This is a genomic window from Leisingera sp. XS_AS12, assembly GCF_041224635.1.
GTDB lineage: Bacteria > Pseudomonadota > Alphaproteobacteria > Rhodobacterales > Rhodobacteraceae > Leisingera.
Genome location: NZ_JBGFGM010000031.1, coordinates 1 through 905, shown reverse-complemented (window position 1 = coordinate 905; position 905 = coordinate 1). Strand labels below are relative to the sequence as shown.

The 905-nt window shown below is 59.1% G+C and carries 1 protein-coding gene; it reads left to right on the top strand.

The window, feature by feature from the left end:
• The coding region (locus AB9K35_RS00425; RefSeq protein WP_369923950.1) for an IS3 family transposase at window positions 1–854 on the top strand (854 nt) is incomplete at its 5' end.
• Window positions 855–905 lie beyond the last annotated feature (51 nt).

Genomic DNA, 905 nt, shown 5'->3' with positions numbered 1-905 from the left:
ATTCGCCGAAAGCTCTGAAGCCTGGCCGTTTGCGCGAGATTGTCACCGGGATGTGCGTTGACTGGGGCGTGTCGATCCGGAGGGCCTGTGGGGCCGTCCGCTTTGACACCTCCACCTACCACTACAAGTCCCGGCGTACGGACCAGGCTGCCGTCGAGCGGCGGATCAAGGAAATTGCAGAGACACGCGTGCGCTACGGCTACCGCCGCGTCCACGTGTTGCTGCGGCGGGAGGGGTGGATAATCAACATGAAGAAGACCCGCAGGATTTACAATGAGTTGGGGCTTCAACTCCGGAACAAGCACCCGAAGCGGCGGGTGAAAGCGAAGCTGCGGGAAGACCGCCAGGAGGCAACCGGACCGAACGATGTCTGGGCGATGGATTTTGTCCACGACCAGCTTGCCTTGGGAAAGAGGCTGCGCATCCTGACGGTTGTCGACACGCACTCCCGTCTCTGCCCGGCGACTGACCCGCGCTTCACCTATCGGGGCGAAGACGTCGTGCAGACGCTGGAAAGGGTCTGTAGGAAAATTGGCTACCCGAAGACGATACGTGTCGATAACGGTAGCGAATTTATCTCCCGCGACCTTGATCTGTGGGCCTATGCCAACAACGTCACGCTCGACTTCTCACGGCCAGGAAAGCCAACGGACAATGGCTTCATTGAGGCATTTAACAGCAAGCTCCGGGCGGAATGCCTGAACGCCCATTGGTTCATGAGCCTTGCGGACGCCCGCGAAAAGCTGGAGGATTGGCGTAGACACTACAACGAGGACAGACCTCACAGCGCAATCGGATACAACGTCCCGATTGCCATGCATTATCCCGATGGCGTTACCAGCCCGTCATCGTGACAGAGCCGGAAAAATCCAGCTTCCGGCGGTCCAAGGTTGGGTAGCAGAGCA